6 protein-coding genes are annotated in these 8138 nt (G+C 36.7%); 5 read left to right on the top strand and 1 reads right to left on the bottom strand.

Annotation, left to right across the window (positions count from 1 at the left end; genetic code table 11):
* Together hisF and hisI are read left to right on the top strand one after the other, a co-directional pair.
* On the top strand, positions 1-632 hold a 632-nt coding region (gene hisF / locus BG20_RS11010; RefSeq protein ID WP_010195421.1), incomplete at its 5' end, for an imidazole glycerol phosphate synthase subunit HisF.
* A 23-nt stretch (positions 633-655) separates the two neighbouring features.
* Complete coding sequence (hisI, locus tag BG20_RS11005) at positions 656-985, top strand: phosphoribosyl-AMP cyclohydrolase (RefSeq protein ID WP_010195418.1); 330 nt, start codon at positions 656-658, stop codon at positions 983-985.
* 1 nt (position 986) lies between these two features.
* Here hisI and BG20_RS11000 read toward each other — a convergent pair whose 3' ends face one another.
* A complete protein-coding gene (locus tag BG20_RS11000; protein WP_010195415.1) occupies positions 987-1607 on the bottom strand; it encodes a hypothetical protein in 621 nt (206 codons plus the stop codon).
* A gap of 217 nt (positions 1608-1824) precedes the next feature.
* On the opposite strand from BG20_RS11000, the gene BG20_RS10995 reads away from it, so the two are divergent.
* From BG20_RS10995 to BG20_RS10985, 3 genes are all read left to right on the top strand, one after another.
* Entirely contained in the window at positions 1825-3039 is a 1215-nt protein-coding gene (locus BG20_RS10995) for a threonine synthase (protein ID WP_010195412.1), read from the top strand.
* Entirely contained in the window at positions 3039-4382 is a 1344-nt protein-coding gene (locus BG20_RS10990; protein ID WP_010195409.1) for a ThiF family adenylyltransferase, read from the top strand. Before BG20_RS10995 ends, BG20_RS10990 begins: the two co-directional genes overlap by 1 nt.
* A gap of 203 nt (positions 4383-4585) precedes the next feature.
* Positions 4586-8138 (top strand): beta strand repeat-containing protein (locus tag BG20_RS10985; RefSeq protein WP_010195406.1); only part of this gene is annotated, 3553 nt, incomplete at its 3' end.

Genomic DNA, 8138 nt, shown 5'->3' with positions numbered 1-8138 from the left:
AACAAAGAAAGACACTCAAGGAGTTGGTTAGAAACGTTGCATCTGTAATTGACATCCCATTTACAGTCGGTGGTGGTGTAAAGTCATTAGATGATGCAAGAAATATTTTACTTAATGGTGCTGATAAAGTAGGAATTAACACAGGCGCAATAAATAATCCAGCAGTTATCACTGAACTAATGGAACTATTTGGAAGGCAATGTGTTGTTGTAGCAATTGATGCTAAAAGAAATTTTGATATTCAAAATGAAAAAAACATCTTTTCTGAGAATGGAAAACAATTCTGGTTTGAGGTATTTATTTTTGGAGGGAAGCAAGGAACTGGGATTGATGCCATAGAATGGGCAAAAAAAGCTGATGATCTAGGCGCTGGTGAGATACTTCTTACTAGTATTGACAAAGATGGTACTAGAGATGGTTATGATATTTTATTGACTAGAGAAATCGTCAACTCTGTATCCATACCAGTAATTGCTTCTGGTGGCTGTGGCACACCTGATGATATGGTAAATGTTTTCAAAGAATCAAACGCTGATGCTGCATTGGCAGCCTCGATATTTCATTATCAAACTCATGGAGTAAACGGCGTAAAGATGCATCTAAAAGAGAAAAAAATCCCTGTAAGATTATAAACAATACTTTGTGATTTAAAATAATGAAAAAATTAATTGATGATATTGATTTTGCTAAAAGTGATGGATTGGTACCAGTAATTGTTCAGGATGCAAATACCAAAGACGTACTTACACTTGCTTACACTAATAAGGAATCATTAGAGCTTACCAAAAAAACTGGTAACTCTTGGTTTTGGAGCCGTTCTAGAAATAAACTTTGGATGAAAGGAGAGGAATCCGGTAACACACAAAAAATAAAAGAGATTTTAGTCGATTGTGATTCTGATGCAATTATTTATCTTGTAGAACCATCTGGACCCGCCTGTCATACAGGTGAGAGAGTTTGCTTTCACAATAATTTAGAAAAGTAATTTAACATACAGGTTCTATCTTTGTACCTGGTACAACCTCTTTTGTTATCTCAAAATTTAGATTCGGATAATTTGTTCCTCTAAAAACCACTGTCCACTTTCCTGTTAGATCATTAACTGAACATATTTCTTTAGCCTTTGAAATCTGAGGTTCTAGATAGTAATTGAATGCAGATTTTTTAGCACCGTCAAATGGAATTGTTAGATACACTGAGTAATGAGTTGCATTAAGTGGTCTCATAACCGCAATCTGACCTTTTTCTTCTGGACCCAATCCTCCTAATACTAGGAAAATCTTTTCTCCAATGGCATACTTGCTTCGATCAATTTGAAATGGTCCTGAAGTTATCCACTCTCTTGGTTTTGGAGAATACTCGTTTTCTAAATCAATCTTTTCTAGTTCATCATATTTTTTTTGAATCTCTGAGCTATTAGTTTCTGTATTTTTTAGATTATTTAATACATTTTCTACTTGTATTTCCTCTTTTTCTGGCTTTACTATGTTATCTAATGTTTTATCTGTCTCAATTACGTTTGATTTTGGAGAAGTCACCAAAAGTATGGACGCAATAACTACAATAACGCTAATACTTGTAATACCGATGACTAGCCCTTTTTTCATGAGTTTTACTTTCTAGAAATATCTAAAAACCTTCCTTATAATTGGTAAATTGAAATAAAATCTGTTTTCTCTAGTTTTTTATCAGAAATTTCTAAATTAACTAAATTTTTAATAAAGATTAGTACGTATATCAGTATATTTTTAATGTGTAAAAGTTAAGTGACACTTAACTTGATATTAGGATTTTTTATGTATGCTCTAAAGGGAAGGATTGATCTTGGCTAGAACTTCACTGCAATGCAGAGAATGCAAAAAAGAGTATAGTACTGCATTCAAGTATATCTGCGATGAGTGTTTTGGCCCACTTGATGTCAAGTACAATTTTCCAGCAATCACCAAAAATACGTTTACAAATCGCGATCATACCTATTGGAGATACTTTGAATTACTTCCAATAGAGGACAAATCTAATATTGTCAGCATTGGTGCGGGAATGACACCTCTTATCAAGGCTGATAATCTTGGAAAAAAATTAGGACTCAACAATCTTTACATAAAAAATGATTCTGTAAATCCAACGTTTTCATTTAAAGACAGACCAGCAGGTGTTGCAATATCCAAAGCAAAGGAATTTGGATTATCTGCAGTTGGTTGTGCATCTACTGGTAATCTGGCATCTGCAACTGCTGCACATGCAGCAAAAGCTGGATTACCTTGTCATGTATTTGCACCAAGCAACATAGAAATGGCAAAAATTGCACAGGCGTTATCCTATGGCGCAAATTACATTGCAGTTGATGGAACATATGATGATGCAAACAGAATAGCTGCACAAATAGGTGACAGCAAAGGAATTGGAGTTGTAAATATTAACATGCGTTCTCATTATGTAGAAGGCTCTAAAACACTTGCATACGAAGTTGCAGAACAACTAGATTGGCAAGTCCCTGATCAATTAATAGTTCCAGTTGGCAGTGGTGCAATGCTTAATGCAATATGTAAGGGATTTGAAGAACTACAACAAGTATCATTACTAAACAATGTAGCAAACATGCACATGATAGCAGCACAACCACATGGATGTGCTCCGATAGTTGATGCATTTAAGAAAAACTCCAAGGAAGTAATTCCAGTAGAGAATCCTGACACCATTGCAAAGAGTTTGGCAATTGGTGATCCTGGTGATGGCAGATATGTTCTAAAAAGACTCAAACAGTACAATGGATTTGCCGAGGAATGCAACAACCAAGAAATCTTAGATGCAATACTGCTCTTGGCAAAGACTGAAGGGATATTCACAGAGCCTGCAGGTGGTGTCTCAGTAGCTGTGCTGCAAAAGATGGTAGAGCAGGGAAAAATTGACAAAAACGATTCTGTAGTATGCTACGTCACTGGAAACGGACTCAAGGCAACTGAAGCAATAATGCAAGTATTGCAAAAACCAAAAATAATGAAAGCAGACGTATCTCTTATATCGGCGGTAGTAAACTAGTGGCAAACATCACATTTACCATTCCATCTGTTCTTAATTCTGGTGGTGGTGAGAAAAAAATAGAAATTTCGGCAGATTCTTTGCAAGATGCATTTGTCAAAGTATCTGAAATAATGGGAGATGACTTTAAGCGAAGAGTTTTGGAAAGTGATGGTACTCCAAGATCTCTGATTAACATCTACATTAATGGAAAGAATGCAAAATTTTCTGGTGGTATGGAAACCATACTTGTAGATGGAAATGATATCTATATTTTACCTGCAGTTGCTGGTGGTTCTAATGAATTGTCTTCAAAAGAACTGGATAGATTCTCAAGACAAGTGATGCTAGAAGAGATTGGATATCAAGGTCAATTAAAACTAAAAAACTCTAAAGTATGTGTTGTAGGCGTTGGTGGATTGGGAAATCCTATAACATCAAGACTAGCTGCGATGGGTGTTGGTACTTTGAGAATCGTTGATAGAGATGTAATAGAATTATCCAATCTACATAGACAGACAATGTTTGATGAATCCGATGTTGGACAAGTGAAAGTAGAAATAGCTTCAAAAAAATTACAAAAATTAAATCCTGATTGTAAAATCGAAGCATTAGCTATTTCAATAAATGATTATACTGCACTTGATGTAGTTCAAGGATGTGATGTTGTAATTGATGCACTTGATAGTGTTAATGCAAGATACGCACTAAACAATGCTTGTGTAAAATTTGGAATCCCTTTTGTTACTGGTGCTGCAGTTGGAGTATCAGGACAAGTATTTACGATTCTTCCAAAAGAATCTGCATGTTACTATTGCATGTTTCCCGAACTAAACGAAGATACAATGCCCACTTGTAGTATTGAAGGAGTACATCCATCAATACTTTCAATTGTTGGGGGAATTGAAGTAGCAGAAGCTGTAAAAATTATTATTGGAAAAAAACCAAGTTTGTCACAAAGAATTCTTCATATTGATTTGGAAAATCTTGATTTCACAAGTACTAGAACATTTAGAGCTGAAGAATGCCCAATCTGTGGAACAGGAAAAATTACAACTACACCAAAAAAAGAATTGATTCTAGAAGAACTATGTGGAAGAAATCGTGGAAAAAGAACATACTCTATTACACCGACTAATACCTTTGATGTTGATACAAACAAAATTACTCTAATTGCAAAAAAACAAGGATTCATAGTAGAAAATCTCGGTGATTTGGGATTATCGATGAGAACAAATGATCTTTCTGTTAGTTTTATGAAAAAAGGCTCTGCAGTTATAGTGGGATCAAAAGATGAAGATGATGCTATATTATTATACAAAAGACTGCTTGGTAGTGAAATGAATGCAAAGAATAGTCTGTAAAAATTACATTAATTATTATAAAATAATAAAAAAATTAACGATCATATTATAGAAAAATGGTTAAAATATAATTTTTATATCACAAATATATGAAAATTTTACAAAATATGATATTTTAATAAAAAAATCTCAAAAAATAATCGAATTGTGGACAATTCGTCCATTAGCCTTATATACAAATTTTAAAGAGAAAAGTCAATAACATGAATAACGAAATAGGACGAAAAATAACTAGTCTTACATTAATGACAATTATGTTAGCAGGCAGTATGACGATTGTTGCTCCATCTATGATGCCAGCAGCTCATGCAGCTAATGCTAACTTATTTGTATCCGCAGAAAACTCACAGTTCAATAACTACATGTCAGGACCTCAGGTCGTTGAAGTAGTTGTGATAGATTCTTCGATTAATGATACTAATGAAGGTAAAGGTGAACCAGATGTTAAAGTCAACGGTAAAAAGCTTAGAATGGCTCAAGCCGTAGATGGAAACTGGTATGGTTACTTTGCAGACAATACTCAAGCAAGAACTGCTGATCAGACAACAATAACTGCACCTGGAGGCTTTGGATTAGACTTCGGACAGTTTTGTAGTCAAGCATCACTTGCATTACACAGTAGCAACAATCTTGGTATGTTTACAGATACAGTAGGTGTTGCAATTCCAGTTAGATCTACCGGATCATCATTCGGTACTAACGGAACCGCAACAGCTACAGCCTGTGATACATCCTTTAATGGTGCTACTGCCATTAAGGCAAACTCAACACACACAGGCACAACAGCTGCTTCTGGTGTTGAGGGAAGAGTAATGAACGTAGTAAGAGAAGCAAAGACAATTAACACCAATAGTGCAACAGGAAACGGAGTTGGACAAATAGGATTAAAAGATGATGGTCTATGGCCATTCATTCAACTTTACAGTCTAAGTGTAGGTGGTAACGTTATTGTCAGCTATAACAAAGGTGGTGGTGTTCAATCAACAACACTAACTTTTGATACAGTTGATCAATTTGCTAACACCTCTTTAGATAAAGTAAAGTATACTCAAAAATCCCAAATCCATACTACCATCACAGATCTCTGGTTAAACATTGACCCAACCGATGAAGATTCATGGACATTTGGTACCAATGCAACTGCTTTAGGAGCTAACGAAGCTGCTAGAACAACATTGTCAACCAACTACCAAGTCTTTAACGAAAACGGTCAGAATGCCGGAGCTAGTGTTGCAAATGGTATTATCAACATTAAACCATCATTATCATCATTAATGGTCGAAACAAACGGTGTATTGATCGTAAATGCTAATCCACAAGGTGCTGCAAACGCAGTCTTGACAATACAAGATAACGATGACACAGTTGTCAATTCTTGTAGTCAAGATGCAAAAACATGTACAGTCACTAACGGAGGAACCATCTTAGGTCGAAATAGCCAACCTATCACGATTACTGAACAAGGACCAAACTCTGGTATCTTTGGTACATATGATGAGTCAGATACGTCTGTAATCAAAGTTACAGACAATGCCGCAAGAGGCACATCTGCAACTATCAATTATAACGAGGTACCAAGAACTGTCTTAGTAGGATTTGACTTTGCAACAATAAGCATTTCTCCATCTGATACTGAATGGAACTCTGGAGAAGAGATTCCAATCACATTAGTTGATGGTGACGCTAACAAGAATAGTAGAGCTGATGAAGACCTTGATGTCTTTGATCCAAACGTAACATTGATTCCAGCATTAATAACTGGTGATCCATTTACAATTGGTGAAAATGGTACTGGATTAACAAATGCACAAAGAGGTGTTTGGGTTAATTTCACTGGTACTACATCAACTGGTATAATATCATCTTTACATGGTTCTCCTAACGCTACTGCAACAATAAATGTGCAGAAGTTTAGTGAGAGAGCTATTGTAAGTAACTCTACTAGTATTGAACCACGTTACACAAATGCACTTGTTGTAGAATTAGGAACAACTATCGGTGACCTTAGACAAACAATCAGAAACCCAATTGGAGGTACTTTCCATGGATTTAACTTCTTAAACTTAGATCTTAGAAGTTTCAATACCACAAGTACATTTGATGTCTATTTGCTAAACAGTACAACAGCAAATGGAAGAATCATTACTTCAGCTGGTGTTACTAATACCGGTGTCGGTGCATTGCTAATTGCTGATAATGTCAGCCCACAAAGCTTGACAATATTAAATGCAACAGCATCAAATGCACGAATATTTGCAACTGGAACAGCCGCATCTAACCATGTTGGATTGTTGTTTGTAAATAACGGAGGCAATTTGGTATTACCATCAACTTCTGATGCAATTGTCGCTGACTTCTTCTCTTATGGATTCTTAAATGATGGATTGAAGCAAAACGAAAGAATTGCCAACCAAATCATCAGATTCGAATTAGAAGAGACAGGTGATAACACTAGTACCTTTGCAGGTACTGTAGAGTATATCATGTTGAATCAGTTGAATATTCTTGATGCTAGCACATACGCTAACCTTTCTCCAATTGCAGATGATCCAACTTTCATCGTAATTGAAGACTTGGATAATGAAGATTCTCCAAGAGTCAACTATAATGACTTAGGTGCAGATGGTGTTACAACTCAAGTATCAGCTCAACAAGCAGCTCCAGCTCACTCAGGTATTGTTTCATTTAACAGTCATAACTTCAAGACAGCTGACACAGTCACTGTAACAGTGCAAGACGTAGATCTTAACGTAGACTCTGATCTTATTGATATCTATACCGTAGTCTCAAACCTAGGTAGACTAAAAGATGTTGTTGGAAACAACTCCACATCAGTTAGACTATCTAACAATGATGACTTAGGTAGATTACTAGACATCACATTTGATGATTCAAAATGGACATCACCAGCAGCAAACAGTGCATGCGCTACTTCATTAAGTAACGCAGGCGTAACTGATACAGGTTTAGGTGCAACTGGATTCACTCTAGTTGAAACAGGACCTGCAACAGGTACATTTGTCGGTGACTTCCAAATTCCATCATTATGGTGTGCACCAAGCGCCACTACAGCTACAACTGTAACTGGTCTTGACATCGAAGTCAACTATGTTGACTTTAGAGATGCATCTGGCGAAACCATCGAAGTAGGTGATTCCGCAGGTGTACGTGCAAACACAGGATCAGTAAGTCTTGATAGAACAGTTTATCCGGTACCATTTGGTATCCCATCAAACTTTGCTACTACCACAGTAACTACACCATCTGGAAGATCTATCTTCCCAATACACCAGACTGGAATGGATTCAACATCCGGACTGCAAGCTGGCGGTGGTGAGTTCTTGGCAGACGGAGATCTAACTATTCACGTCAGAGTAAACGATCCAGACTTTGATGTATCCGCATCCGGTGAAGACAAAATCGGTCAAAACACCACTTCCGCAACCAAACCAGTAGGACCTGTTAAAGTCTCTGTTCTCAGAGGCTCTTCAGTAGTCGTACTAGGCTATGCCGGTGGTGATGCTGTATTGCCAGGCCCAATTGACGTTGATGATAACAACGCCAATGCAACCAGACAATTCGGTCCAATGACAGAAATTTCACCAGACGCAGGAATATTCGAAGCTGATATCGACATTAAATACACAGACGGTCCATCAAGCACAATTTGTCCAGCTACAACAGCATATGGAAACATTGTTGGTACAACAACTACCAACAGAGCTGACAGATTTGACGCAGCCCCAACATCAGGCC

The organism is Candidatus Nitrosarchaeum limnium BG20 (assembly GCF_000241145.1).
GTDB lineage: Archaea > Thermoproteota > Nitrososphaeria > Nitrososphaerales > Nitrosopumilaceae > Nitrosarchaeum > Nitrosarchaeum limnae.
This window is presented reverse-complemented; position numbering and strand designations above follow the sequence as displayed.